Annotated in this window: 26 protein-coding genes, 1 tRNA gene and 1 pseudogene; 10 read left to right on the forward strand and 18 right to left on the reverse strand. The window is 42.6% G+C overall.

Annotation, left to right across the window (positions count from 1 at the left end; all coding sequences use genetic code 11):
* Positions 1–43: 43 nt before the first annotated feature.
* On the reverse strand, positions 44–2065 hold the full coding sequence (gene uvrB / locus ACRAD_RS09565; protein WP_005019389.1) for an excinuclease ABC subunit UvrB: 2022 nt from the start codon (positions 2063–2065) through the stop codon (positions 44–46).
* 193 nt (positions 2066–2258) lie between these two features.
* On the opposite strand from uvrB, the gene ACRAD_RS09570 reads away from it, so the two are divergent.
* Positions 2259–3062, forward strand: a complete 804-nt coding sequence (locus tag ACRAD_RS09570) for an A1S_2505 family phage non-structural protein (RefSeq protein ID WP_005019388.1) — start codon at positions 2259–2261, stop codon at positions 3060–3062.
* A 221-nt stretch (positions 3063–3283) separates the two neighbouring features.
* Positions 3284–4717, forward strand: coding sequence for a sensor domain-containing diguanylate cyclase (locus ACRAD_RS09575; protein ID WP_005026979.1), 1434 nt, complete (start codon positions 3284–3286; stop codon positions 4715–4717).
* A gap of 49 nt (positions 4718–4766) precedes the next feature.
* On the opposite strand, the gene ACRAD_RS16485 is transcribed toward ACRAD_RS09575, so the two are convergent.
* Entirely contained in the window at positions 4767–4934 is a 168-nt protein-coding gene (locus ACRAD_RS16485; RefSeq protein ID WP_005026981.1) for a hypothetical protein, read from the reverse strand.
* Between the two features lie 212 nt (positions 4935–5146).
* Here ACRAD_RS16485 and ACRAD_RS09580 point away from each other — a divergent pair, with 212 nt between their 5' ends.
* Positions 5147–6382: a pyridoxal phosphate-dependent aminotransferase gene (locus ACRAD_RS09580; protein WP_005019381.1), complete on the forward strand. Its 1236-nt coding sequence runs from the start codon at positions 5147–5149 to the stop codon at positions 6380–6382.
* A 113-nt stretch (positions 6383–6495) separates the two neighbouring features.
* On the opposite strand, the pseudogene ACRAD_RS09585 reads toward ACRAD_RS09580, so the two are convergent.
* Positions 6496–6810: pseudogene (locus tag ACRAD_RS09585) on the reverse strand (winged helix-turn-helix transcriptional regulator); the annotation flags it as partial.
* Between the two features lie 108 nt (positions 6811–6918).
* Here ACRAD_RS09585 and ACRAD_RS09590 point away from each other — a divergent pair.
* The gene (locus ACRAD_RS09590) at positions 6919–7356 is read left to right on the forward strand and encodes a PaaI family thioesterase (protein WP_005026986.1); all 438 of its coding nucleotides are present in this window, start codon (positions 6919–6921) and stop codon (positions 7354–7356) included.
* Between the two features lie 179 nt (positions 7357–7535).
* Here ACRAD_RS09590 and ACRAD_RS09595 read toward each other — a convergent pair whose 3' ends face one another.
* A complete protein-coding gene (locus ACRAD_RS09595) occupies positions 7536–7994 on the reverse strand; it encodes a hypothetical protein (RefSeq protein ID WP_005026988.1) in 459 nt (152 codons plus the stop codon).
* A 238-nt stretch (positions 7995–8232) separates the two neighbouring features.
* On the opposite strand from ACRAD_RS09595, the gene ACRAD_RS09600 reads away from it, so the two are divergent.
* Positions 8233–8308: transfer RNA gene (locus ACRAD_RS09600), tRNA-Asn, on the forward strand.
* A 117-nt stretch (positions 8309–8425) separates the two neighbouring features.
* On the opposite strand, the gene miaE is transcribed toward ACRAD_RS09600, so the two are convergent.
* From miaE to ACRAD_RS09655, 11 genes are all read right to left on the reverse strand, one after another.
* Complete coding sequence (gene miaE, locus ACRAD_RS09605; RefSeq protein WP_005026990.1) at positions 8426–9082, reverse strand: tRNA-(ms[2]io[6]A)-hydroxylase; 657 nt, start codon at positions 9080–9082, stop codon at positions 8426–8428.
* 2 nt (positions 9083–9084) lie between these two features.
* On the reverse strand, positions 9085–9810 hold the full coding sequence (gene pdxJ / locus ACRAD_RS09610; RefSeq protein ID WP_005026992.1) for a pyridoxine 5'-phosphate synthase: 726 nt from the start codon (positions 9808–9810) through the stop codon (positions 9085–9087).
* A gap of 13 nt (positions 9811–9823) precedes the next feature.
* Positions 9824–10534, reverse strand: coding sequence for a DNA repair protein RecO (gene recO, locus ACRAD_RS09615; RefSeq protein ID WP_005026995.1), 711 nt, complete (start codon positions 10532–10534; stop codon positions 9824–9826).
* A gap of 9 nt (positions 10535–10543) precedes the next feature.
* On the reverse strand, positions 10544–10717 hold the full coding sequence (locus tag ACRAD_RS09620; RefSeq protein ID WP_282437611.1) for an NF038104 family lipoprotein: 174 nt from the start codon (positions 10715–10717) through the stop codon (positions 10544–10546).
* A 40-nt stretch (positions 10718–10757) separates the two neighbouring features.
* Positions 10758–11786 carry a GTPase Era gene (era, locus tag ACRAD_RS09625; protein ID WP_005026999.1) on the reverse strand — a complete coding sequence of 343 codons (1029 nt, stop codon included), beginning with the start codon at positions 11784–11786 and terminating at the stop codon, positions 10758–10760.
* A gap of 5 nt (positions 11787–11791) precedes the next feature.
* A complete protein-coding gene (gene rnc, locus ACRAD_RS09630) occupies positions 11792–12484 on the reverse strand; it encodes a ribonuclease III (RefSeq protein ID WP_005019370.1) in 693 nt (230 codons plus the stop codon).
* Positions 12465–12830, reverse strand: coding sequence for a DUF4845 domain-containing protein (locus ACRAD_RS09635; protein WP_005027002.1), 366 nt, complete (start codon positions 12828–12830; stop codon positions 12465–12467). The genes rnc and ACRAD_RS09635 overlap by 20 nt, the downstream gene beginning before the upstream one ends.
* A gap of 21 nt (positions 12831–12851) precedes the next feature.
* Positions 12852–13679, reverse strand: coding sequence for a signal peptidase I (gene lepB, locus ACRAD_RS09640; RefSeq protein WP_005019366.1), 828 nt, complete (start codon positions 13677–13679; stop codon positions 12852–12854).
* Positions 13680–13700: 21 nt separating this feature from the next.
* Positions 13701–15518, reverse strand: coding sequence for a translation elongation factor 4 (gene lepA, locus ACRAD_RS09645; protein WP_005027005.1), 1818 nt, complete (start codon positions 15516–15518; stop codon positions 13701–13703).
* Positions 15519–15692: 174 nt separating this feature from the next.
* A complete protein-coding gene (locus tag ACRAD_RS09650; protein WP_005019361.1) occupies positions 15693–16136 on the reverse strand; it encodes an acyl-CoA thioesterase in 444 nt (147 codons plus the stop codon).
* Positions 16137–16259: 123 nt separating this feature from the next.
* Positions 16260–17642 (reverse strand): Do family serine endopeptidase, encoded by a 1383-nt coding sequence (locus ACRAD_RS09655; RefSeq protein WP_005027010.1) that lies wholly within the window; start codon positions 17640–17642, stop codon positions 16260–16262.
* Positions 17643–17862: 220 nt separating this feature from the next.
* Between ACRAD_RS09655 and nadB the strand changes: the two genes are divergently transcribed.
* A complete protein-coding gene (nadB, locus tag ACRAD_RS09660) occupies positions 17863–19521 on the forward strand; it encodes an L-aspartate oxidase (protein ID WP_169332033.1) in 1659 nt (552 codons plus the stop codon).
* 30 nt (positions 19522–19551) lie between these two features.
* Here the strand turns inward: nadB and tmk are convergent, their stop codons facing one another.
* Genes tmk through pabC form a run of 3 tightly spaced genes read right to left on the reverse strand, consistent with a single transcriptional unit; the run spans position 19552 to position 22029 of the window.
* A complete protein-coding gene (tmk, locus tag ACRAD_RS09665; protein ID WP_005027015.1) occupies positions 19552–20160 on the reverse strand; it encodes a dTMP kinase in 609 nt (202 codons plus the stop codon).
* Between the two features lie 9 nt (positions 20161–20169).
* Positions 20170–21213, reverse strand: coding sequence for an endolytic transglycosylase MltG (gene mltG / locus ACRAD_RS09670; RefSeq protein ID WP_005027017.1), 1044 nt, complete (start codon positions 21211–21213; stop codon positions 20170–20172).
* Positions 21214–21216: 3 nt separating this feature from the next.
* Positions 21217–22029 (reverse strand): aminodeoxychorismate lyase, encoded by an 813-nt coding sequence (gene pabC, locus ACRAD_RS09675; protein WP_005027019.1) that lies wholly within the window; start codon positions 22027–22029, stop codon positions 21217–21219.
* A gap of 168 nt (positions 22030–22197) precedes the next feature.
* Here pabC and ACRAD_RS09680 point away from each other — a divergent pair, with 168 nt between their 5' ends.
* The 4 genes from ACRAD_RS09680 to cysW all read left to right on the forward strand — a co-directional run bounded on the left by ACRAD_RS09680 (position 22198) and on the right by cysW (position 25660).
* Positions 22198–23211, forward strand: a complete 1014-nt coding sequence (locus ACRAD_RS09680) for a sulfate ABC transporter substrate-binding protein (protein WP_005027021.1) — start codon at positions 22198–22200, stop codon at positions 23209–23211.
* 27 nt (positions 23212–23238) lie between these two features.
* Positions 23239–23850: an RBBP9/YdeN family alpha/beta hydrolase gene (locus ACRAD_RS09685; protein ID WP_005027023.1), complete on the forward strand. Its 612-nt coding sequence runs from the start codon at positions 23239–23241 to the stop codon at positions 23848–23850.
* An 86-nt stretch (positions 23851–23936) separates the two neighbouring features.
* A complete protein-coding gene (gene cysT, locus ACRAD_RS09690; RefSeq protein ID WP_005019345.1) occupies positions 23937–24770 on the forward strand; it encodes a sulfate ABC transporter permease subunit CysT in 834 nt (277 codons plus the stop codon).
* Positions 24767–25660 (forward strand): sulfate ABC transporter permease subunit CysW, encoded by an 894-nt coding sequence (cysW, locus tag ACRAD_RS09695; RefSeq protein WP_005019344.1) that lies wholly within the window; start codon positions 24767–24769, stop codon positions 25658–25660. The genes cysT and cysW overlap by 4 nt, the downstream gene beginning before the upstream one ends.
* Positions 25661–25670 lie beyond the last annotated feature (10 nt).

Below are 25670 nucleotides of genomic sequence, written 5' to 3' on the forward strand. Positions count from 1 at the left end.
GTGTTATGTTATGAATTTGCTGCGAAAAACTTTCAGCCTGCCACTATTGTAACATTTGGGCTTTTAGCCGCAGAATTTCATCACGAAGACGGGCTGCCTGTTCAAACTGTAACTCTTTAGAAGCTTTAAGCATTTCTTTTTCCAGCTTCGCCATATGCTTACTTAGAAGTTTTGGATCAGCTAAAATATGCCGTTCATCGGCTGTCAGAGAAAGTGCCTGCGCGGTGATTTTCTCATCAATCTCGTCCTCAGCTAATACTTCTCCAGTATCAATTTCTTTAATGACCTGACGCACTGCACTACGCGGAATAATTCCATGCAATTCATTAAATTCAATCTGTTTGTTACGGCGACGTTCTGTTTCATCAATTGCTTTTTGCATAGAGTCCGTAATGCGGTCAGCATATAAGATTGCCTTGCCCTTAATATTACGTGCGGCGCGACCAATGGTCTGAATGAGTGAACGCTCGGAACGCAAAAAACCTTCCTTATCTGCATCCAGAATCGCGACAAGGGATACTTCTGGCATATCTAGGCCTTCTCGTAACAGGTTAATGCCGACCAATACATCAAACACCCCGGTACGAAGTTCATGAATAATTTTTACTCGCTCCACAGTATCGATATCTGAATGAAGATAGGCTACTTTTACCCCGTATTCTTTCAAATAAGCAGTTAAATCTTCAGCCATACGCTTAGTAAGAGTGGTCACCAGTACACGCTCATTTAAATTTTTACGTATGTTGATTTCTGATAGCACATCATCGACCTGAGTTAATACTGGACGTATTTCAATTTCCGGATCAATCAGTCCGGTTGGCCGTACTACCTGCTCTACTACCTGTTCTGACTTTTCCAGTTCATAACGGGCAGGTGTAGCACTTACAAAGACCGTAGTGGGTATAATCCGCTCCCATTCCTCAAATTTCATGGGCCGGTTATCCAGCGCACTAGGCAAACGGAAGCCATAATTTACGAGGTTCTCTTTACGGGAACGGTCTCCTTTATACATGGCTCCAATTTGCGGTACAGTAACATGTGATTCATCAATAATCAGCAGAGCATCATCAGGTACATAGTCAAACAGAGTCGGAGGTGCATCACCCGGACGACGTCCAGATAAATGGCGTGAATAGTTTTCGATACCGTTGGTATAACCCAGCTGTTGCATCATTTCCAGATCATACCGGGTACGTTGTTCGATACGCTGGGCTTCAAGCAGTTTATCGTGTTCGCGAAAGAATTTAAGCTGGTCTTTTAGCTCGTCACGAATAGTATCAATTGCACGAACCAGATTATCTTTTGGTGTCACATAATGACTTTTCGGGTAAATTGTTACACGGGGTACCTTGCGCAGCATTTTGCCAGTTAAAGGGTCAAACCAGCGTATTGAATCTACTTCGTCATCAAACAGTTCAATACGGATCGCATTCTGTTCTGACTCTGCCGGAAAAATATCCATAATTTCACCGCGGATCCGATAGGTACCACGCACAAACTCAAGCTCGTTACGGGTATATTGCATCTCTACAAGACGGCGGATAATATCGTCACGGCCAACACGGTCTCCCTGAACAATATGCAGTAGCATTTTCATATAGGCTTCAGGATCACCCAAGCCATAAATAGCAGAGACCGAAGCGACAATAATAGCATCACGACGTTCTAGTAAAGAACGGGTAGCAGACAACCGCATCTGGTCAATGTGGTCATTAATTGCCGCATCTTTTTCAATAAAGGTATCAGAGGACGGAACATAAGCTTCTGGTTGATAATAGTCATAATAACTGACGAAGTATTCAACGGCATTATTGGGGAAAAAAGCTTTAAATTCGCCATAGAGCTGGGCAGCTAAAGTCTTATTATGTGCCATTACAATGGTGGGCCGCTGGGTTTGTGCAATGACATTCGCCATAGTATAGGTCTTACCTGAACCCGTCACCCCAAGTAACAGTTGACTTTTATACCCTTGCTGGATGCCTTTAACCAGTTTCTCAATAGCCTGTGGCTGGTCTCCGGCAGGCGCATACTGTGTAACCAATTCAAAAGGACGGCTCTCGCTCACTGATACTCTTCTCTGCTCATGATTGACCTGTATATTTTAACAGAATTCGGGCACTAACTCTTTTATGTTTAAGCGTTTCCTGATAGCTTTTTGCTATGTTTTGGTTACACTTCAAAGCGCTCAAGATTTCACTTGACCCTATGCATTTTCAGCGGCAACATGACAACACACTTCTCTAAAAAGTCTGGTTAATATGGTCTACCAATATCACGATGAAAGTATTATCAAAGCTTTGCCTGAAGATACTGTATTTGTATTTGGCAGTAATCTGGCAGGCGAACACAGTGATGGCGCTGCCCGGGTAGCCCACCAGTATTTTGGAGCAGTAAAAGGTGTGGGTCGAGGTTGGGCGGGGCAAAGTTATGCTATCCCCACTTTAAACGAGCATATTCAGCAAATGCCACTTAGCCAGATTGAGCATTATGTAGAGGATTTCAAGGTTTATACCCGTAACCACCCTAAAATGAAATATTTTATTACCGCCTTGGGTTGTGGTATTGCAGGCTACAAAGTTTCAGATATTGCTCCATTTTTTAAAGGTATTTCAAAAAATGTGATACTTCCTGAATCTTTTAAGCCTTATGTAGAACGAAATGCTTTAAAACAGTTTCCGACCCTGACCCAAGATATGGTAAGACAATTTATTAATGATGAGGTCATTTTCTATTTTAATCATGGTAGTGACTCGTTTGAGGCGGCTTTAGACAAAACCCGGTTGAAAAAAGCTGAAAAAGCCGTTGCCCTGATTGTACTTAATGAAGATATGTATCCTCGTGACCGCTATGGACGTGGCCGCGAACATGAAATCAGTGATATTTTATCTAAATTCAATGGTAAAATTTATGATTTCCCGGAAAATACTGAAGGAGCCTTGGTATTTACTGGTGTCATCATCGCATTGATGGAACTTTATGATTTTAATGAACAGGATTTTATTCGCCTTTGGGAAGGAGAAATTGAAATTGAGCATCCGGTCAATCGGCTTGCCAAAGCTTAAAATTTAATTTTATTATATATTTATAAATTACTGGGCTGAAACTAGAAATATTAAAAGTAAAATATGACAGATTTTTAGATTATTAACTTATTCAGCTCAGTAATTACAGCTTCAGAAATATCTGTTATCCAGATAACCACTTATTTTCATCGGCTTATTTGTTCTAAAAAAATCTGTTTACCCCTATACTCTCGCCAGTCACCTAAAATGTGGATATAAGCATGGAACTGTTTGATTCTTCAATATTTGATCTGTCTCCAATTCCCATGTGGCTTGAAGATTATAGTGAAATCAAAAAACAGTTCGATGTCTGGCGTTCAGAGGGTATAAATGATCTGGCCGCATTTCTCAAAGAAGATGTAGAACGGGTACGCAGCTGTGCTCATAAAATCAAGGTCATTCGGGTCAATCCCAAAACTTTAGAAGTTTTTGAAGCAGACAGCCAGCAAGATCTGATTAAACATACTGCAAATATTTTTCAGCAGGACATGTATCAAACCCACATTCAGGAACTAGTAGCACTATGGCAGGGAGAAACCGAATTTTTTAGTACTGCTGTAAATTATACCCTAACTGGTAAACGTTTAGATATTCAGTTAAGAGCTATCGTTTTACCTGGTTATGAACATGATCTTTCACGCCTGCTTCTAACCACAGAAGATATTACCCACTACGAAAATGCCCGACGTCAGGAAGAAAAGAACCGTATTCTTGCCGAATCATTATTTATCTATTCACCGACTTCTTTATGGGTAGAAGATTTCAGTCGCATCAAACAGCGTTTTGATCAGCTAAAACAGCTAAATATTCAGGATTTCCATACCTTTTTAGATGTTCATAGTGAGTTCGTTAACCAGTGTATCGATGATATTGTGATTATCGACGTAAATCAGGCAACACTGGACCTGTTTAAAGCGCCAGATAAAGAGAGTTTATTAAAAAATACTGATCAGATTTTTGCTGACGAGATGCAGCAGACCTTCCGTGAACAGCTGATTGAACTCTGGAATGGTAATCTGCATCACCAGCGTGAAGCAGTTAATTATGCGCTTGATGGCAGTGTCCGTCATGTTATTTTGCAATTTACCGTATTTCCCGGTTATGAAGAAGACTGGGGAATGGTGCAGGTCGCTTTAACTGATATCAGCGCACGTAAAAAGGCTGAAAATTATCTGGAATATCTGGGCAGGCATGATGTGCTGACTCAGCTCTGCAACCGGGCCTTCTTTTCTGAGGAAGTCAAACGTCTTGAACGTAGCCGTTTGCGTCCTGTTTCCTGTATTTTTATAGACATGAACAGTTTAAAGGAAATTAATGACACCTTAGGTCATGATATTGGTGATGGGCTATTGCGCAGAGTCGGAAACGTACTTAATCAGGCGATTGAAAACACCCGTTATACTGCATCACGCATTGGAGGTGATGAGTTCGTCATTCTCTTACCTACAGCTACAGAAGCTGAAACACTGACTGCAACGCAAACTATTGAAGAACTGTTCAAGATTGATAACCAGTATTATGCCAGCCAACCTATCAGTATTTCCATGGGATGTGCTACGAGCAGGGAAAATGAAAGCATAGAAGCTTTATTAAAACGTGCTGATCAGCAGATGTATCAGAAAAAACAACATTATTACCAAAACAGCACGCTATAAATTAAACTGTGTGGGGTTATAAAAACAGGCGATCTATCTGCTTTTATAACTAACGCTTACCCATAGAGCGCCGAGTGCCACGTGGCGGAGCCCATGTACGGTCGGCATAGTTTTCAGCTTTAGGGCGAACGTGGTTATGCACAGCAACCTGCTCTGGATGATCGGCTGCCGGCACTGGAAACGGGAGCTTGACCAGTGGCTTTTTGTTTTGGCTCATACACTAACTCAAAATAAAACAATCCATATTGTAACGTGCTTTTCCGTTCAAATCGAACAGACATTCCGGGATTTTTTGTAGCTTCATCATGAGGTGATTCCATCTTTTTCATTTTTTTACTGATATAGTAATTTTTACACGCCCTTTAAGCAGTTTTTACGCTAAGATAATATTGCTTTTTATTTTTAATCCCCATAAGAAGGAATATTGCCGTGGACGTACGTCTCTCTGATCGTGTAAATGCCATCAAACCGTCCCCAACGCTTGCTGTAACCAATAAAGCGGCTGAGTTAAAAGCTGCTGGAAAGAATGTGATTGGTTTGGGCGCAGGTGAACCTGATTTTGATACACCACAACACATCAAAGACGCTGCTATTACAGCGATCAATAATGGTTTTACTAAATATACCGCTGTTGACGGTACGCCAGGCCTAAAAAAAGCAATTATTGCCAAGTTTAAACGTGACAATAATCTGGATTACCAACCAAACCAGATTCTGGTCTCTTGCGGTGGTAAACAGTCATTTTTTAACCTTGCACTCGCACTTTTAAATAAAGGTGATGAAGTAATTATTCCTGCACCTTACTGGGTCAGTTATCCAGATATGGTGATTATTGCTGAAGGTGTACCTGTTATTGTGAAATGCGGTGAAGAGCAGCGTTTCAAAATTACACCTGAACAGCTGGAAGCTGCAATTACTGACAAAACCCGTCTGGTAGTATTAAACAGCCCTTCCAACCCTACAGGCATGATTTATACCAAAGCTGAACTGGAAGCTCTAGCTGAGGTCCTTCGCAAATATCCGGAAGTTTATATTGCATCTGATGATATGTATGAACCGATCCGCTGGGATGATGAATTTTATAATATCGCAACTGTTGCGCCAGATTTATATGACCGCACCATCGTATTAAATGGCGTATCTAAAGCTTATGCAATGACTGGCTGGCGTATTGGTTATGCAGCAGGTCCTGCCAAGTTGATTGGGGCAATGAAAAAGATCCAGTCTCAGTCAACTTCTAACCCGACCTCAATTTCACAGGTGGCTGCAGAAGCTGCACTTAATGGCCCACAAGATGTACTTGAGCCAATGATTGAAGCATTTAAGCGCCGCCATGACCTTGTTGTAAATGGTCTTAATGAAATCAATGGTATTTCTTGTCTGCCTGCAGATGGTGCTTTTTATGCCTATGCCAACATTAAACCTCTTATTCGTGCTAAAGGTCTTAAATCTTGCACAGAATTCTCTGAATGGTTACTGGAAGAAACTGGTGTTGCAGTAGTTCCAGGTGATGCATTTGGTCTGGGAGGTTTTATGCGTATTTCTTATGCTACTGCTGATGAAGTACTGGTAGATGCTCTGGCACGTATTAAAAAAGCAGCAGACTCGATTGAAGGTGTAGATGCAGCTGTTGCTTCTGTTGAGGCTGAAAAAGCTGCCAAATAAATCCTGTAATTAGAAAAGCCTGCTTACATAGCAGGCTTTTTTTAGCTCGGGTTCACTGTCTATTTTAATTCTTCCAATATTTCCTTTTTCAAATAAAATTTTGGTTCTTTTGCATCTGTCCACTGCACACCCCACTCGACGATTGCCATTAAAATAGGTTTTAAGTCCCTACCTTTGGCAGTCAGCACGTACTCAAAACGTTGCTGGCGGTCTATGTAACTTTGTTTTTCCAGTATGCCTTCTTCAACCAAACGTTTTAAACGCTCTGCAAGTACATGCCGGGTAATTCCCAATGATTTTTGAAACTGTTCAAAACGGGACAGTCCTAAAAATGCATCACGAATAATTAATAAAGTCCAGCGGTCACCAATCATGGCAAGTGTTTGTGCTACAGGACAGTTCTGCTGCTGGGTTTCAGACCATTTCATTTCTGTCTAACATATAAAAATTTATTGACTTTAATTTAATCGATCCGCTAAGTTAATAACAAGTTCCTTTTTAGAACTTTATAAATTAATAGTAGAACAGGAAGAAAAATGAAAGATCCCAAACAAATGACTGGTCTTGAACTGCTCACAGCAATGCGTGATGGGGTATTGCCCTCAGCCAGCATTGGCAAAACCATGCCCATGCAGTCTGTAGAAGTCACCCAGGGTACTGTTACCTTCAAGGTGAAAGCAGATGAGCGGCATCTGAACCCGTTAGGTGGTGTACATGGAGGCTTTGCAGCAACTGTTCTGGATTCTGTTACAGGCTGTGCAGTTCACAGTATGCTAGAAGCAGGTGCAGGATATGGAACTATAGATTTAAATATTAAAATGTGCCGTCCAATCCCTAAAAACAAAGAATTACAAGCTACAGGAACCCTCATCAATCTCAGCAAGAACCTTGGTATTGCTGAAGGAAAAATTTTCGATGAAGAAGGAAAACTTTATGCTTTTGCAACAGCCACTTGCATGATTCTCCGTAATTAGCAGCTATTCTTCTCCGGCTTGCTCCAGATTAAAAATCCTGAATCGAGCAAGCCTGTTTTTCAGCAAACTCTAACCTAGCTTTACGCTTTCAAAGTATTAAAATAATGCTCTCTTTAAGCGTTTCATCTCCATAGGCCAGCTATAAAGTTAATTATTATCTTAGGATTTCTAGGTTCTCTCTAAATTGCTGATTTCAGAAATTTACCCGAATTTATATGGTGCTTCTGCGGACGGGTCATTCCCTTATAAATACAGTAAAACTTAAAGGCGCTGTCTAACGGCACTGAGACTACATCTTGCTGTGAAGCTGACCAGACTTTTGCCTGATTCCGACCAGATAAGTTGCTGCCTGCGATTTGATAAATATACTGATCTTTCTTCAGCTGATGAATCTGTTGCGGTGTTGCTGAAAGAGTATCTAAAATTGAGGAATGGGTTTTTTCTATTAACCACTTTTCACTCAACCAGAGTTGTAGCAGATCACCTAAGTAAAGTTGATGTCTACCAGCTGGCCAAAGCTCAATAAAGGCTTCTGTTACCGGTGTAAAATACTGTTCAGCATCTTGAATAATAGAAAGATAATTTTTCTGATATAAAGAAAAATGAGAGAAAATCTGAGAAATAGATAGCGTATTCATTCGCCTTCTCCTGTTTAGCCATTTTAGTGCTGGCAAGTTGGTTTAAATCCACACTGCTTGGTTTTACTCAAGCGCTCTGTTCTGTTATTAATCTAGCAACAGTTGATTCGCACTGTAAAGCTTTTTTCTGTTTTATTTCAATATTTGACTAAATAAAAAGCATATGGGACTCCAGCATCAGAAATATGACAATTTAAGCTTGACCCACTTTAAAATCCCTCTATAATCGCATTCAGATTCTCCCATAGCTCAGTCGGTAGAGCGACGGACTGTTAATCCGCAGGTCCCTGGTTCGAGCCCAGGTGGGAGAGCCAAATATATAAAAGCCCACAGCATTAAAGTGGGCTTTTTATTGTCTGTTTTTTAATAACTACTATTTTTCAAACTAAAAAAATCCTTCATAAAGAAGGATTTCTTATTAGCACTCGGGGTTAAGCTGCAGTTTTAGCCGGAACACCACTGTGGAACCTGAAAAGATCATCTGAACTTAAAATCAGAGCTTTTTCAATTTCCCGTATATGTTCAATGCGTGTCTGGATATCTTCTTCAGCATTTTTAAGTTTTGCTGTCTTGGCCACGTCGAGCGCCAAAGCCAGATAATCCTCGAAGTGTCGAGACTCAGATTTAAGCAAATAGCGATAGTAACGCCCTAACTCTTCATCGACCAGCGGTGCAAGTGCATGAAACCGCTCACAAGAACGTGCTTCTACAAAAGCACCAATAATCAGTACATCAATTAAAGCTTCTGGCTCATAAGTACGAATTTCTTTGCGCAAGCCGGCCGCATAACGTCCAGCACTGACCGCTTTCCATTCTTGACCACGTTTAGCCATAAACTCAAGTACCTGTTCATAATGCAGCATCTCTTCACGAACTAACTGTGCCAGCTTGACTTGCAAGTCAGTAAAAAAGCTGTAACGGAACATCAGGTTCATTGCTGTACCAGCTGCTTTTTTTTCACAGTTGGCATGGTCCTGCATCAGTAGCTCTAAATTATTCAGTGCTTCATCCAGCCAGGCTTTCGGGGTTTCACAACCAAGAAAAGCTTTTACTGGCTGCATCAGTTCATCATAGTTTAAAGTCGACATAATTAACGTGCTGCCTTAATTGCTGCTTTCATTTGCTGTACAGCTTGTGCCAGGCCAATAAAAAGACTATCTGCAATAATCGAATGTCCAATATTTAATTCATGGATCTGTGGAATTGCTGCAATTGGCGTCACGTTGTCAATGTTTAAACCATGTCCTGCATTTACCACTAGGCCTTTACCTGCGGCATATTCAGTTCCCTTAATAATACGTTCAAGCTCTGCCTGTTGTTCTGCTTCATTATGAGCATCTGCATAAGCACCGGTATGAATCTCGATGGTAGGTGCACCACAGGCAATAGCCGCGTCAATCTGTGCCAGATCGGCATCAATAAAGAGAGAAACATCACAACCAACTTGCAATAATGCCTGAGTTGCTGCTTTAACTTTTTCAAAATTAGTCACTACATCCAGACCGCCTTCTGTGGTCAGTTCCTGTCGCTTCTCCGGTACAAAGCAAACATACTGTGGACGGATTTCTTTAGCAAACTCAACCATTTCATCAGTTACGGCGATCTCAAGATTCATATGGGTTTTCAAAGCTGGACGCATACGGCGTACATCACTATCCTGAATATGACGGCGGTCTTCACGTAAATGCAGGGTAATACCCTCTGCACCGGCCTGTTCACAAATCAGTGCCGCATTCACCGGGTCCGGATAAACGGTGCCTCGTGCTTGTCTTAAAGTAGCAACGTGATCTATGTTTACACCAAGCAATGCAGCCATAATAAATTCCTGATTAAGATTGAGAATGAGTATTTTGAATCCATAACTGGCGGCTCTTCAATGGCCGGTCACCCAGTAAAGATGTAATCATCTGGCGATAAAGTCGAGATAATAGCTGTAACTGTGGCTGGGAGAAATCTGCACCTTTTTCATAGTCCAGCATTGTAAGAAGGCTCTGGCCAGCCAAGGTAGCTGAACTGGCTTTTTGTACAGGTATAAAGCCTTCCTGAATCTGAAAATGGTAATGTCGTTCCGGTTCAACTGACTGCTGATGGGCATCTACCGAAAAATCGATAGCATAACCAAGCTCTTCAAGCAAAATATGTTCAAACTGGCGTAAAATTTGTCTTAATAGCAGCCCGGGCTGTGCATTTACTGCCAGTTGCTGTAACTTGACCAATGTCAACTGATACTGCTGATAAGTCTGTGGCATCGGCTCTTCAAGCGGACATAACCGAAGTAATAATTCGTTTAAATAAAAGCCAGAGAAGAATGCATCACCGTAAAAGAAAATAGGCTGATTTACGATTTCAAGTTTACTGAAATTTTTGAGTTCACCTTTACCAGAAGCCTGAAGTGCTAAAGGTTGATACTGTGGCGGGGGAACCTGACGTAAAATTCCATCAATCCGGCCATATTCCTCAGTAAATAAATAGACAAGGTGACTCTTCTCACGATATTTACGGTAATGGATCAGGTAACCATGCAAAGCTTCATTGCGCATAGGGTTGAGCTAGTCCCGATCTGATGCCTGATCTTCATCATCCCCATCAGGGATAACTGCACCCACCACTGCCGCAGTCCCCTTGACTACCCCTTTCGTGGTTTTATAAGCCACCTTTACAGGAACCGTAACAATCTTATGAATACAGCCTTGCAGCATTAGAATGCTTATCAGTATTGCCATTGTCTTGATCACTACGGAACTCCTGCAAAAAGCTTAAGCCTTAGATATCACTATATCCCAGGCTCTTGAGCGCGCGTTCATCATCAGACCAGCCACCTTTCACTTTTACCCACAGTGTCAGCATGATCTTCTGTTCGAACATTTTTTCCATATCAATACGGGCATCCATCCCGATTTTTTTCAGCTTAGCACCTTTTTCACCAATCACGATGGCTTTTTGTCCAGGACGGTCAACAAAAATGGTGGCATCGATATAGGTACAGGCAGCTTTCATCCGGCCAGTCTTCTCATTTAATGCCGGCTCCTCAGTTTTAAAAGATTCAATCTGAACAGTCAGGTCATATGGAAGCTCTTCACCAAGCTGTCGCATAATTTTTTCACGAATTACTTCTGATGCCAGGAATCGCTCTGAACGGTCAGTAATCTGGTCAAATGAGTATAGCGGCGGTTGGAAAGGTAAATACTTGTCAATTGTATCGCGCAGATGTTCCAGATTTGCACCACGCAATGCAGAAACTGGTACAATTTCCACGAAATTCATGAGTTTAGTACGTTCTTGAATCAAAGGAAGTAATGTCCTTTTTTCTTCAATAGTATCAATCTTGTTGATAACCAGAATGACTGGCATTTCAGCATTTTTCAGCTTCTCAAGCACCAGGTCATCATTTTGTGTCCACTTATGGGCATCTACCGCAAACAGAACGAGATTTACATCACGTAGGGCTGAATGTGCTGCACGGTTCATCATCTTATTGATGGCACGCACTTCTTTCTTATGCATTCCCGGAGTATCTACGTAAACGGCCTGTGACTTTTCACGGCTATCAATACCAATAATTTTATGTCGTGTTGTCTGGGGCTTACGGGAAGTAATAGAGAGTTTTTGTCCCAACAGGTGGTTCATCAAAGTTGATTTACCGACATTCGGACGTCCGACAATAGCCACAAACCCACTCTTAAAATCAGCAGGTATAGTCACACCCTGTGAACTAAAGAACTGGTCAATCAGGTTATTGTCCGGTGTGTTTGACTCTTGATCTGTACTGTTTTGATCTGGCTGGATCGACATGCAGTCTATTGCTCCAATAACTTTAATATTTCCGCTGCTGCTGCTTGCTCAGCAAAGCGACGACTTGACCCTTCTCCGATAAATTTAGGCAGGCTGTCGACCGAACACTCCACTTTAAAATGCTGGTTCGGTGCATCCCCTTGAATATCGACCACCTCATAAACAGGGAGAGGTTTTTTACGGGCTTGCAGATATTCCTGTAACCGGGATTTCGGGTCTTTTAACTGGTCGGTTGGCTCAATATTGTTTAAATATGGACCATACCACTTCAGTACGATGTCTTGTAAAATCTTGAGCTCACCACAGTCAATATAAATTGCTCCGATAATGGCTTCTACAGTATCGGCCAGAATCGATTCACGGTGGTGTCCTCCCGATTTTAATTCACCTGTACTTAATATTAAACACTGACTAAGTTTCAAATCGTTTGCAATCTTGCCTAATGCTTCCTGCCTGACCAGAGTAGCACGCATGCGGGTCAGTCGGCCTTCATTTTCAAAAGGATACGCATGATACAAATAGTTGGCAATAATCATGCCTAATAGTGAATCGCCCAAAAACTCCAGACGTTCATAATTATATTTGTGACTAACCGACCGGTGAGTCAGGGCAAGCTGCAACAACTCAGGCTGCTTGAACTGATAGCCGATACGGCTGGGTAAGCGAAAATCACTTACCTTAGAGTGACCTTTGATCAAAACTCTTCTCGAACTTTAGTACTAAATCAATATTAAGCAAGAAAGGTTTTCTCACTTCATAGCGGGTATTTACATGTAAACCCTGATCATTTGAAACTTGGGCAATATCTTTGAACTGCAAGTCATCAATATTGTTCATGTCCAAACGCTGATCCATCTGCTGGGTAAATTTTGCTGGCGTTATATCTGCTGGACTGTCTTTTAATAACTCTTCAATCTGGCTGTTAATCACACGGTTATCCCAATATGCTGGCCATATGGCTACTACAGCCTTTACCACCATTGCAAAGACAATAATCGCAAATAGAATTGTAATATAAGAAGTGCCTTGCTGAGCATTACGCATTGTTATTACCCACCCAAATGGTTAATCAATTTTACCGTTACGTGCAAAGCTTGGTATCTTGAAGCCGGGTTCCTTATGCATCCAGATATAAACTGCTCGACCGGCCAGATTTTCTTCAGGCACAAACCCCCAAAAGCGGCTGTCTGCACTCTGGTCACGGTTATCTCCCATAGCGAAATAATGACCTTCTGGAACTTTGACTTCCCAGTAAAGACCATCTTCACCCGAGTATTTTCCATTTTCAACATAGTTAATAAATGGAGCCTGACGCGCAACATTTACCCCTTCAAGCTCACGCATGGTAAAAGTATGTTTGCCCAAAGTTTCTTTATGATAGATCGAAGCTGGCGTGTCCTGAATATCCTTTTCACGGCTGAACTCAACCGGAACCTTTTTAACTGGCTGTCCATTAATACTCAGCTGTCCATGGTCATATACAATATGATCACCCGGCAAGCCGACTACACGTTTAATATAGCTAATACTTGGTTGCGGCGGATAACGGAATACCACCACATCACCACGTTCAGGTTCACCAATATCAATGAATTTTTTATTTATAATCGGCAGACGCATTCCATACTGATACTTGTTGACCAGAATAAAATCTCCGGTTTCCAAGGTTGGTACCATAGAGTCTGACGGAATATTAAAAGGTTCATAAAAGAAAGAGCGCAGTACAAGCACGATGGCTAGTACTGGCCAGAAGTCATAAGCCCAGGTAATGATAAAATTTTCATTGCCACGGCCCCTCGTTTTGCGTTGCTTGAAAACAAGTTTATCGAGCAGCCACACCAGGAAAAAAATGACAGTGACTGGAACGAGGATCAAGTTAAAATCAAAATCCATGAGCTAGATGACCTCTTATTATTATCTTTCTACTTTTAAGACTGCAAGGAACGCTTCCTGAGGGATTTCAACACTACCCACCTGCTTCATGCGTTTCTTACCTTCTTTCTGCTTAGACAGAAGTTTTTTCTTACGTGACACGTCACCACCATAACATTTCGCCAAGACGTTTTTACGCATGGCTTTTACAGTAGAACGGGCAATAATCTGTGCACCAATAGCTGCCTGAATCGCTACATCAAACATTTGACGCGGAATCAGATCTTTCATTTTTTCGACCAGAGCAATACCACGGTGACGCGCATCATTACGATGGCAGATCATTGCCAGAGCATCAACTTTCTCACCATTAATCAGCACATCTACTTTTACCAGTGAGGAGCTTTCAAAACGGACAAAGTTATAATCTAGTGATGCAAAACCACGTGAACAGGACTTTAAGCGGTCAAAAAAGTCCATGACGACTTCTGCCATTGGAATTTCAAAAGTAATAGAGACCTGATTACCCAAGAATTTCATGTCTTTTTGAACGCCACGACGCTCAATACACAGCGTCATAACATTACCCAGATATTCTTGTGGCACCAAGATATGACATTCTGCAATTGGCTCACGCAAATCTTCAACAGTAGAACCATCAGGCATTTTTGACGGGCTGTCGATATAAATCGTATCACCTGCTTTAGTTAATGCTTCATAAACTACTGTAGGGGCAGAAGTGATCAGGTCCAGATCATATTCGCGTTCCAGCCGTTCCTGAACGATTTCCATATGCAGCATTCCCAAGAAGCCGCAGCGGAAACCGAATCCTAACGCATCAGAACTTTCAGGTTCGAAAAATAGTGCCGAGTCATTAATCTGAAGCTTGTGCAATGCTTCACGGAAAGGCTCAAAATCACTGGCGTCAATCGGAAATAAACCCGCATATACCTGAGGTTTTACCTTTTTGAAGCCCGGCAGCGTACCTACTTCTGGCGTAGAGGCCAGAGTAATGGTATCACCAACAGGAGCGCCAAAAATATCTTTAATACCGGCAATAATAAAACCTACTTCGCCTGCTTCGAGCATTCCGGTTTCAGTATGTTTTGGATTAAAAATACCCACAGAGGTAATAATATGAGTCTGGCCTGTTGACTTCACCAGCATTTTATCGCCTTTGCGCACACGCCCCTGCTTGATGCGAACCAGGGAAACTACACCCAAATAATTATCAAACCATGAGTCAACAATCAGAGCCTGTAAAGGTGCATCACGGTCACCCTCTGGCACCGGAATAACCTCAACCAGTGTTTCCAGAACTTTATCCACACCCATACCGGTTTTTGCAGAGCAAGTCGGTGCATGAGTCGCTTCAATTCCGATAATTTCCTCAATCTCGTGAATGACGCGTTCAGGCTCAGCCTGTGGCAGGTCAATCTTGTTAAGAATTGGCAGAACTTCAAGGCCTTGTTCGATTGCGGTATAACAGTTGGCAACTGACTGTGCCTCAACACCCTGTGCTGCATCGACTACCAGTAGAGCACCTTCACAGGCTGCCAGTGACCGTGAGACTTCATAAGAAAAGTCAACGTGCCCTGGGGTATCAATAAAGTTGAGCTGATATTCCTGACCATTCGGATGCGTATAATAGAGTGTTACAGAAGCGGCTTTAATAGTAATACCGCGTTCACGTTCAAGCTCCATTGAGTCAAGCACTTGTGCCTGCATTTCACGGTCTTGCAATCCACCACACATTTGAATGAATCGATCTGCCAGGGTCGACTTGCCATGGTCAATATGCGCAATAATCGAAAAGTTACGAATGTTTTTGATATCAACAGATTTTTTAGCTTGCGCCATGGGCTACCTTGAAAAATGTATACGGCTATGTACAAAATTTAAGGTACATAGCAAAAGCTGTTTCGGGAAATTGCGAGCGATTATAACAGATGGAATTTTTAAAGTATCCATAAATCATGCGCTTTTGCTTTGAGCTGTAAATCAGCAAAATCTGGAAAAACCATATCGACCAATTTAGATTGTCGAGAAATCCATCGGGTTTATCTCTGCTGAAATTGGCTGGTAAGCCTGAGTAAAAGTGGGCGACATACGTTTTGGGCGACCCGTTGCTATTTCGATACATGCCCATTTGGTCTGACCGGTAAACAGCAGGGTTTGGTCTTGTGGACGGTAAAAAGCGTACTGACGGTATGAGTACAATGCATTAATATCATAGAGCCAGGTACGTAGAATCAGTTCCTCCCCTTCAAATGCAGCTTTACGGTATTGTACCTGATGCTCAACTGCGACCATGGCATGTTTAAGTTCCTGATACTGTTTCAGTCCCAGTCCAAGTGCCTCAATATGTGCTTCTGCCACCTGTTGCATCCAGGCGACATATACGACGTTGTTTACATGTCCCAAACTATCAATATGCTCTGGCTGAACCTGAATGTTTAAATCAAAAAATGTATTCACGTGCAATTTTTTCCTGTCTTGCATCAACTCACATAAAACATCTAGTGTAAAGGCATCATCCGGCTAATGGTACTTAAATAAAAAGCCATCCTGCAGGATGGCTTTAAACATTGGTATAGTTTGTTACTGGATTCGCAGGCCCAAGATAGCGCGTTGCCCCTGACGGATCAGCGCAACCCGGGCTACCGTATTCTTTTTCAGCTTACTTACTGCATTTACGAACTCATCGCTGTTTCGCACAGGCGTATTATTAATTTGAGTAATGATGTCTTCTGGCATCAAGCGGGATTGTGCTGCCAGCCCCCCTCGCATAACTTCCTGAATATATACTCCGCCCTCAATACCCAACTGCCTGCTTTCAGCCTCGGTCAGATTGCGAATAGCTATACCTAAAACAGGTCCTTTATTTTGTACAGGTGTATTGGTTTTTGCTGGCGTATTATCTGGTGCCGTAGTGAGCGTAGCAGTAATATTACTCAATTTCTCGTCACGTAATACCTGCAAGCGAATACTCTGATTTGGAGCCTGACGGTTGAGATAATTCAAAAGATCTGAAGTACGGGAGATCGCCATCCCGTTAATTTGCAAGATGATGTCACCAGCTTTTAGTCCTGCTCTGGCCGCTGGAGAATTTGGTGCGACCTGGGTAATAAGTGAACCTTCCGGTTTAGGCAATTTATACGCTTCTGCCAGATTACGGTCGATATCTTGCAGCATTACCCCCAGATAAGAGCGGATTACTTTACCATTACTCTTTAATTGCTCAGCGACATCCATTGCGACATCAATTGGTATGGAAAAAGACAGGCCCATATAGCCACCCGTTCCACTAAAAATACGTGAATTTACACCTACAACTTCACCACGCTGGTTAAATAGTGGCCCCCCAGAATTACCGGGATTAAGCGCAACATCTGTCTGAATGAATGGTACAGAGGTTTCTCCCATCATACTTCGGGATTTAGCACTGACAATTCCCGCTGACGCAGAATAATCAAAACCAAATGGCGAGCCAATTGCCAACACCGGTTCACCAACCTTGAGCTGGTCTACATTGCCAATTCGCAGAGCTGGAAAGCTTGAGCCATTAACTTTAAGTAAAGCCACATCGGTTCGTTCATCACTTCCAACTACAGTAGCATCAATTTCACGACGATCATTCAAGGTGATGCTGATACGTGAGGCATTTTCAACTACGTGATGATTGGTCAGCAGATAACCATCTTTACTAATAAAGAAGGCACTGCCGTAGCCGGTTTTTTCTTGCGGTACTTGCTGTTGCGGAATAATCACCTGATTGCCAAAAAAGCGGCGTAATAACTCCGGTACCTGCTGCTGTAACAGCTCTTCCTGTGTCATTTTCTTGACAACATTTACACTCACAACAGCCGGACTGACCTGCTCAACCAGATTAGAGAAATCGACTGTAGAAGCCGCCTGTGTCTGTACCGCTGCCATAGTAAAAACAGCAGCGTACATTCCTTTTTGTAATAAGCGATTTTTCATGAAGCACAACTCACATACTGCAGTTAAATGATAATTTTTTAGCTGAACGGTTTTTTAATTTTGATTAATAATATGTTTGATGAATAATTTAAAACAAGGTTTTAGCCAAAACGTTACAAAATTTAAATTTAATTGGAAATTCTGGTTAAACCTGAGCGTTTTAAGTCTTGCATTCTTAGGCAAAAAACGGTCTGATGATCGAATTTCTATCAAATAGCCGATGAATATGAGCAGTTTAAATACAACTCATCAGTTTGACGTCATTATTATAGGTAGCGGTGGAGCCGGATTAAGCCTGGCATTATCATTACCTCACCATTATAACATTGCTGTTTTAGCTAAAGCTCCCCTGACAGAAGCCAGCACATATTATGCACAGGGTGGCGTAGCCGCAGTTCTGGATGAAACTGACTCTATTCAACAGCATATTGATGACACCATGATTGCAGGCGCCCAGTTATGCGAGCTGGACGCGGTTAAACATACTGTAGAAGGTGGTAAACCTTCAGTCGATTTTCTGCTCAAACATGGCGTACAGTTTACGCTGGATGATGCCGAACAACTGCATCTTACCCGTGAAGGCGGACACTCTCAGCGCCGGATTATTCATGCTGCCGATGCAACCGGCAAAGCGATTTCAACGACACTGGTGCAGCGTGCCCGAGAACAGAAAAATCTGACCATATTTGAAAACTATATTGCAATTGACCTGATTACTACCGAAAAATTAGGAATAGATGAGCAAAAAAATCGGGCCGTCGGCCTTTACGCACTTAATGAAAAGACTGGCAAAGTCCATACTTTTTTAGCCCCATTTACCGCACTGGCCTGCGGAGGAGCTATGAAAGCCTACCTGTATACATCTAACCCTGATATTGCAACCGGTGACGGAATTGCCATGGCGTACCGTGCTGGCTGCCGTGTGGCCAATATGGAATTCAACCAGTTCCATCCAACCTGTCTGTATCACCCTCAAGCCCGCTCTTTCCTGATTACAGAAGCCATGCGTGGTGAAGGTGCTTATTTGCGTCTGCCAGAGGGTGAACGTTTTATGCTGCGTTTTGATGAGCGTGCCGAGTTGGCCCCTCGAGACATTGTGGCTCGTGCCATAGATTTTGAAATCAAGCGGCTGGGTATTCGTCATGTGTGGCTGGACATTACCCATAAACCGGCTGAATTTGTAAAAGAACACTTCCCGACCTTATATACCCGTCTGCTTGAACTGGGTATTGATATTACCAAAGATATGATTCCCGTGGTGCCAGCTGCGCATTATACTTGCGGCGGCGTGATTGTGGATGAGTATAGCCAGACCGATATTTCTGGCCTATATGCCATTGGGGAAACCTCCTATACCGGTCTGCATGGTGCGAACCGAATGGCAAGTAACTCCCTGCTAGAGTGTTTTGTTTATGGCATGAGTGCAGCCCAGCATATCCAGAGCCAGTTTAACCCTGAAGTTAGCTTGCCTGCTGTGCCTGAATGGGACGACTCGCAGGTTACCGATGCAGACGAAGATGTTGTAATACTGCAAAACTGGGACGAACTGCGTCAGACCATGTGGAATTACGTTGGTATTGTCCGTACCAGTAAACGCCTCAAGCGTGCATTGCATCGAATTGAGATGCTTAAACGGGAAATCACTGAATATTATGAAGATTATCAGGTCAGTAAAAACCTGATTGAGCTGCGTAATCTGGTACTGGTTTCCGAGATGATTGTACGCTGCGCGATGGAACGTAAAGAATCGCGTGGTTTGCACTATACGCTGGATTATCCGGAGCTGGCGCCTGAACTTCGAAAAACCATCCTAATGCCACCAGATTTCAAAGTTAGTCAACCGCGGGTTAATGAGGAAGTCGAACCAGCACTTGGTTAATCCAATCCTTTTCTAAAACTGGCCTTTAATTCAGGCCAGTTTTCCAATCTGTTCCAACGCCTGTTCAAGTACCTTTTCTGGTGCTTGTGTAGCATCAAGGCGCTTAATCCGTTCCGGATGTTGTTGCCATAATCTAGTGTAACCTGCGCGCACTTTTTCAAAAAAACTGACCTTTTCTTGTTCAAAACGGTCTAGTGCACCACGCTCACGGGCACGAGACATTCCCAGCTCAACCGGTGCATCTAGCCATAATGTAATATCTGGCATACGAGAAACAAAAGACTGGTTGAGAAGCGCCAGTTTATTTTCATTCAGACCACGTCCAGCACATTGATAGGCAAAACTGGCATCGGTAAAACGGTCACACAAAACCGTTTTACCGGCCTGAAGCGCAGGTAAAATGACCTGTTGTAAATGTTGGGCTCTTGCTGCATACATCAGCAGAAGCTCGGTATCATCACTCATCTTTTCATCATGACTAACAGAGAGTAATAGTGCACGAATCTGTTCAGCTAAAGATGTTCCACCCGGTTCACGAGTGAGTATGATCTCGGCACCCTTTTGCTCATAATGTGCATAAATTTCACGGATTAGAGTAGTTTTTCCTACGCCTTCTGTACCTTCGAAACTGATAAACATCCTACGCTCCTAATTTTTAGCTCGAAGTACAGATAGATATTGCTGTACTGCACGGTTATGTTCTTCGAGGCTGGCGCTAAATTTGTGCCCCCCATTGCCGGTGGCAACAAAGTAAATATTATTTGAGTTATCCGGATGCATTGCTGCCTCAATTGCTTTTTTACTTGGCAAAGCTATTGGCGTTGGCGGCAAGCCAGAAATTGTATAGGTATTATAAGGCGTTGGTGTACGCAGATCCTTTCGGGTAATATTACCTCTATAGTTATCCCCCATACCATAAATTACGGTCGGGTCAGTCTGTAAGCGCATTCCCATTTTCAGGCGGCGCACAAACACTCCGGAAACCTGTTGCAGTTCACTATCAATGCTGGTCTCTTTTTCAATAATAGAAGCCATGATCAGTGCTTCATATTTATCTTTATACGGTAGACCACTGGCCCGGTTTTGCCATGCCTCATCCAGTGCTTTCATCTGGCGTGTATAGAGATGGGTTAGAATCTTGCGGTCGGTTTCACCTTTTGCAAAGAAGTAAGTGTCTGGTGAAAATAGCCCTTCCGGATGGCTGTAAGGAATATTCAATTCCTTTAATAGCTGCTGTTCTGGTAAATGAGTAATAGTATGAGTAACCAGCTGGTCTTTTTTCAGATTTTCAAGTAACTGCTTAAAGGTCGTGCCTTCAATCACTAAAATCCGGTTCATCTGGGCATTTTCAGCGTTCGAGATCAGTTCAAGTACTTGCCGAACACTCATGCCTTTTTGGATTTCATATACACCAGCCTTTAATGTGTCATGGATGACCAGTTTCTGGTAAAGCTTTAAAATAATTGGAAAACTGATTTTGTCGTCTTCAGCCAGCCGGTCAATAAAGCCTGAATAGGTGTCTCCCGGATTAATTGCCAGCATTTGTTTTGGCCCATTTACCGGATAATTTTTAAACAGGCTTGACCAGAGCAACACCAAGCCAAGTATGAACAGGCCTGCAATAATCGTCAGTACAGCAGGGAACGTAGGTTTAGCATTCTTTTTTTTCGGAGTTGAGTGAGGTTTCGGCATAAACTAGCTAATCTGATCCAGTTGCAAAATACGGAATAAATCCAGACAAGGCTGGGAATCCAGGCTCCGCTGTCCAAGTTGAGTAACAATTTTCATGGGACTTAATGCATTACAGAAGAACAGGCTCTGAAAATGCCCAATATTTTCCATGTCGATGAAACGCTGCTCGCAGACGATATTTTCCCGCTGCATGCGTGACAGGATTGTCGCCCGCATCACACCGTGGATGCCATTATAGCGAAGTTCCGGTGTAAACCATGTATTGTTTTGAAAAACGAAGCAATTACTGCTCACGCCTTCAACAACACTTCCCTGCACATCGGTGACCAGTGCCTCATCCCAACCCTGCATTTCGGCTTCCTTTTTAAGTAGCACCTGCTCCAGACGATTCAAAGATTTAATACCTACCAGACTCGGCATACATAAACCCATAGCCTGATTCAGCACACCACTTCGGATCAGCTGCGGTCTAATCACTTCACTGGCTTTAGGATAAAACAGTATATAAATATCGGCCGGATGTTCAGGCAAACTATAACCCCGCTGCCCCGTCCCGCGACTGATCAGTATTTTTAACGTACCATTCAATACCGGATAATGATTTTGTAGCTGTTCAAGCGTTTTATCAATCAGGTCAAAATCAGCATCAAGATATAGACGCTCACAACTGTTCCTCAGCCGAGCCCAATGTAAATCTTGCAGCTCTATCTGGTTATTCCGCAGCCGGGCTGTCGTAAAACAGCCATCTCCATACTGAAAAGCCCGGTCTTCAATAGGAACATTTTCTATTTTCTTAGCATTCTTGAAAAACAGCATCGATATGAAGTATCCAGTTGATTCTGCAACTTAGTTTAGAAACAGAAGTATATTTTCTTTTTCTTTATTTTTCATAATGAATTCGTTTTTTATTATTTTTTATGGATAAAGACTAGCGCTATTCTGCTTTCATGTTTTTATGCTTATGCAAAATATTGGGGATAAAATATGAAATTTTCAAAAGTAAAAATTGGAATAATTGCAGCATTACTTTCGGCCTCTACTGCAAGCTTTGCAGCTAAAGATTTTCTCAATGTGTCTTATGATCCAACGCGTGAGCTTTATGATCAGGTAAATAAGCAGTTTGGTGCTTACTGGAAACAACGTACCGGTCAAGACCTGAATTTACGCCAGTCTCATGGCGGTTCAGGTAAGCAGGCACGCTCGGTGATTGATGGACTGGAAGCTGATGTGGTGACTTTGGCACTTGCTGCTGATATCGATGTAATTGCTGAAAAAGCAAAATTATTACCTGCTGACTGGCAGAAAAAATTACCACAGAATTCCACTCCTTATACTTCAACTATTGTATTTCTGGTACGTAAAGGTAATCCGAAGGGAATAAAAGACTGGGGTGACCTGGTAAAACCGGGAGTAGGAATTATTACTCCGAACCCTAAAACATCTGGAGGCGCGCGCTGGAATTATCTGGCAGCCTGGGCATGGGCAAAGCACCAGCCAGGGGGTAATGATGCCAAGGCACAGGAGTTTGTTCGCCAGATTTATAAAAATACCAAAGTGCTTGACTCTGGCGCACGTGGAGCCACTACAACGTTTGCTGAACGTGGTATTGGTGATGTGCTACTGGCTTGGGAAAACGAAGCCTTTCTGGCAGTACGTGAACAGCCTGGCAAGTTTGAAATTATTACGCCCTCTTTATCTATTCTGGCTGAACCGCCTGTAGCGATTGTAGAAAAAAATGCAGCCAAAAAAGGGAATCTGAATGTTGCAAAAGGTTATCTGAACTTCTTGTATTCACCTTATGCACAGGATCTGGTTGCCCGTAATTATTACCGACCACGTAATGAGGCAGTCCTGAAAAAATATAGTAGTACTTTTAAACCGCTGAAGCTGGTCACAATTGATCAGGAATTTGGTGGCTGGAATAAGGTACAAAAGCAGCATTTCGAAAATGGCGGTGTATTTGACCAGATTGTAAAAATCAATAACAGTCAAAAGTAGAGTTCTGTGTAAACCGGGGGATCAGACATGAGTTCAATACATACAGTAATTGTACCGGGCGTAGGTGGCAGTGAATATGAACACTGGCAATCCTGGTTACAAAGACAGCTCAGGTCCTGTTCCCGTGTACAGCAAACAGACTGGAATATGCCAATACTTCAGGAATGGATTGCCCAGTTTGTGAAAACTGTAAGTTTACATCAGGAATCTCTCCAGATTGTAGCGCATAGCTTTGGCTGTCTGACCAGCGTCGCCGCACTTGCCGAATATCCCGACCTGGCACACAGAATCAAAAATCTGGTACTGGTCGCTCCAGCTAATCCTGAACGTTTTGGTGAGGCCGGTTTTGCACGGAACAGTCAATATAACTATGCAGAATATTTTCAAAATCTAAAAATCCGTGTCCCGGCCCAGCTAATCATCAGTGACAATGATCCGTGGTTTAAGCTTGAAGATGCCCAGTTTTTTGCTAATGCCTGGAATCTAAAACCAGTTAGCTTGGGTAAAGTAGGTCATATTAATGTAGCTTCCGGCTTCGGGCCTTTTCCGGAGATTTTCGATTTTTTAATTGCAGAGAAAAATAGCTTAAATATCAATATTACTGATAACACTGAGTTGTTTTTCAGATTTGCAATTTAAAGGCTCATGAATATGCTTGAGCAGTTTTTTCAGTTTTATTTCACCTACTTATTTTAAGTGGGCATACTCTCTTTTGAGGAGTTAACATGTTGCAGCGTTCCCGAGTGCTGCCAGGATTTGGTCTTTCTTTAGGCTTTACCCTTGCTTATCTGTCTTTAATTGTTCTGATCCCTCTTTCTGCGGTATTTATCAAGTCGCTAGGTATTGGCTGGGATGGTTTATGGGAAATTCTGAGTTCAGAGCGTATTTTAAAATCTCTGCAGCTCAGTTTTACGACTGCATTGCTGGCCGCTTTTATTAATGTTGTTTTTGGATTACTACTGGCTTGGTGTCTGGTACGTTACAGTTTTCCAGGAAAACGGCTGGTAGATGCCTTGATCGATCTGCCTTTTGCGCTACCTACTGCAGTTGCAGGTATTGCCTTAACTTCTCTTTATGCACCCACTGGCTGGATTGGACAGTATTTGGAGCCTTTAGGCATTCAGGTCGCTTATACCCCTATCGGAATTACACTGGCACTGATTTTCATTGGTCTACCTTTTGTCGTGCGCACGGTACAACCAGTTTTAAGCGATGTAGAAACTGAACTGGAAGAAGCGGCTTCTGCATTAGGTGCAACCCGTTTTCAGACTATTACTAAAATTATCTTACCTATTCTATTTCCAGCTCTTTTAACCGGTTTTGCACTTGCTTTTGCTCGGGGAGTGGGCGAATACGGTTCTGTAATTTTTATTGCAGGCAATCAGCCTTTTGAAACCGAGATTGCTCCCCTTATGATTATTTCACGGCTGGAAGAGTATGATTATGCGGCTGCGACCACTATTGCTGTGGTTATGCTCTTAATTTCATTTGCGATTTTATTTCTGATTAATCTGTTGCAGGCCTGGGCCAGCCGTCGTACCGGGAGAACCGCAAGATGAGTTTAACCACCAATAGTAATGCACTGGCAGAAAAACTGCAGTCACGCGATGCGACCAGGGAAGCAGCTTGGGTACGCTATCTATTACTCACTATCGGTCTGCTATTTTTTCTAAGCTGTCTGGTTCTTCCTCTTATTCTGGTATTCGTTGAAGCTTTTAAGCAGGGTGTCGGGGTTTACTTTCAGGCGCTGGTCCATCCGGATACTTTATCTGCAGTCAAACTGACTTTATTGACAGCAGCGATTGCAGTACCTCTTAATGTAGTCTTTGGCGTAGCTGCTGCATGGTGTGTAGCCAAATTTAACTTTAGAGGCAAGTCTATTCTGACCACCATTATTGATCTGCCCTTTTCGGTTTCGCCTGTTATTGCCGGTATGATGCTGGTCCTAATTTTTGGATCTCAAGGCTGGCTGGGAGAATGGCTGATAGATAACGATATTAAAATTTTGTATGCCACTCCTGCGATTGTTTTAGCCACAATATTTATTACTGTGCCATTTGTAGCACGTGAACTGATTCCATTAATGGAATCACAAGGTAATGAAGAGGAAGAAGCTGCAATTGTACTGGGTGCGTCTGGCTGGCAGACCTTCTGGAAAGTGACTTTACCCAATATTAAATGGGGTCTGCTTTATGGCGTAATTTTATGTAATGCACGAGCTATGGGTGAATTTGGCGCAGTTTCAGTTGTATCTGGTCACATCCGTGGGGAAACCAATACATTACCCCTGCATGTCGAAATTCTTTATAACGAATATACCTTCAGTGCCGCTTTTGCTGTGTCATCACTACTGGCATTACTGGCAATTGTGACATTAATCCTGAAAACCTGGGTAGAACTCGGGCAGGAAAAACAAGCTAAGCGTAATGATGATTCAGCCTCTTCTTAAGGAATGCCCC

Origin of the sequence: Acinetobacter radioresistens DSM 6976 = NBRC 102413 = CIP 103788 (genome assembly GCF_006757745.1) — a bacterium.
GTDB lineage: Bacteria > Pseudomonadota > Gammaproteobacteria > Pseudomonadales > Moraxellaceae > Acinetobacter > Acinetobacter radioresistens.

Bases quoted from the DNA above. Each gene is read 5' to 3' on its own strand.
- ACRAD_RS09570 (WP_005019388.1), top strand. From the start codon at position 2,259: ATGGTCTACCAATATCACGATGAAAGTATTATCAAAGCTTTGCCTGAA.
- ACRAD_RS09575 (WP_005026979.1), top strand. From the start codon at position 3,284: ATGGAACTGTTTGATTCTTCAATATTTGATCTGTCTCCAATTCCCATG.
- ACRAD_RS16485 (WP_005026981.1), bottom strand. From the start codon at position 4,934: ATGAGCCAAAACAAAAAGCCACTGGTCAAGCTCCCGTTTCCAGTGCCG.
- ACRAD_RS09590 (WP_005026986.1), top strand. From the start codon at position 6,919: ATGAAAGATCCCAAACAAATGACTGGTCTTGAACTGCTCACAGCAATG.
- ACRAD_RS09595 (WP_005026988.1), bottom strand. From the start codon at position 7,994: ATGAATACGCTATCTATTTCTCAGATTTTCTCTCATTTTTCTTTATAT.
- miaE (WP_005026990.1), bottom strand. From the start codon at position 9,082: ATGTCGACTTTAAACTATGATGAACTGATGCAGCCAGTAAAAGCTTTT.
- pdxJ (WP_005026992.1), bottom strand. From the start codon at position 9,810: ATGGCTGCATTGCTTGGTGTAAACATAGATCACGTTGCTACTTTAAGA.
- recO (WP_005026995.1), bottom strand. From the start codon at position 10,534: ATGCGCAATGAAGCTTTGCATGGTTACCTGATCCATTACCGTAAATAT.
- ACRAD_RS09620 (WP_282437611.1), bottom strand. From the start codon at position 10,717: ATGGCAATACTGATAAGCATTCTAATGCTGCAAGGCTGTATTCATAAG.
- era (WP_005026999.1), bottom strand. From the start codon at position 11,786: ATGTCGATCCAGCCAGATCAAAACAGTACAGATCAAGAGTCAAACACA.
- ACRAD_RS09635 (WP_005027002.1), bottom strand. From the start codon at position 12,830: ATGCGTAATGCTCAGCAAGGCACTTCTTATATTACAATTCTATTTGCG.
- lepB (WP_005019366.1), bottom strand. From the start codon at position 13,679: ATGGATTTTGATTTTAACTTGATCCTCGTTCCAGTCACTGTCATTTTT.
- lepA (WP_005027005.1), bottom strand. From the start codon at position 15,518: ATGGCGCAAGCTAAAAAATCTGTTGATATCAAAAACATTCGTAACTTT.
- ACRAD_RS09655 (WP_005027010.1), bottom strand. From the start codon at position 17,642: ATGAAAAATCGCTTATTACAAAAAGGAATGTACGCTGCTGTTTTTACT.
- nadB (WP_169332033.1), top strand. From the start codon at position 17,863: ATGAATATGAGCAGTTTAAATACAACTCATCAGTTTGACGTCATTATT.
- tmk (WP_005027015.1), bottom strand. From the start codon at position 20,160: ATGTTTATCAGTTTCGAAGGTACAGAAGGCGTAGGAAAAACTACTCTA.
- mltG (WP_005027017.1), bottom strand. From the start codon at position 21,213: ATGCCGAAACCTCACTCAACTCCGAAAAAAAAGAATGCTAAACCTACG.
- pabC (WP_005027019.1), bottom strand. From the start codon at position 22,029: ATGCTGTTTTTCAAGAATGCTAAGAAAATAGAAAATGTTCCTATTGAA.
- ACRAD_RS09680 (WP_005027021.1), top strand. From the start codon at position 22,198: ATGAAATTTTCAAAAGTAAAAATTGGAATAATTGCAGCATTACTTTCG.
- ACRAD_RS09685 (WP_005027023.1), top strand. From the start codon at position 23,239: ATGAGTTCAATACATACAGTAATTGTACCGGGCGTAGGTGGCAGTGAA.
- cysT (WP_005019345.1), top strand. From the start codon at position 23,937: ATGTTGCAGCGTTCCCGAGTGCTGCCAGGATTTGGTCTTTCTTTAGGC.
- cysW (WP_005019344.1), top strand. From the start codon at position 24,767: ATGAGTTTAACCACCAATAGTAATGCACTGGCAGAAAAACTGCAGTCA.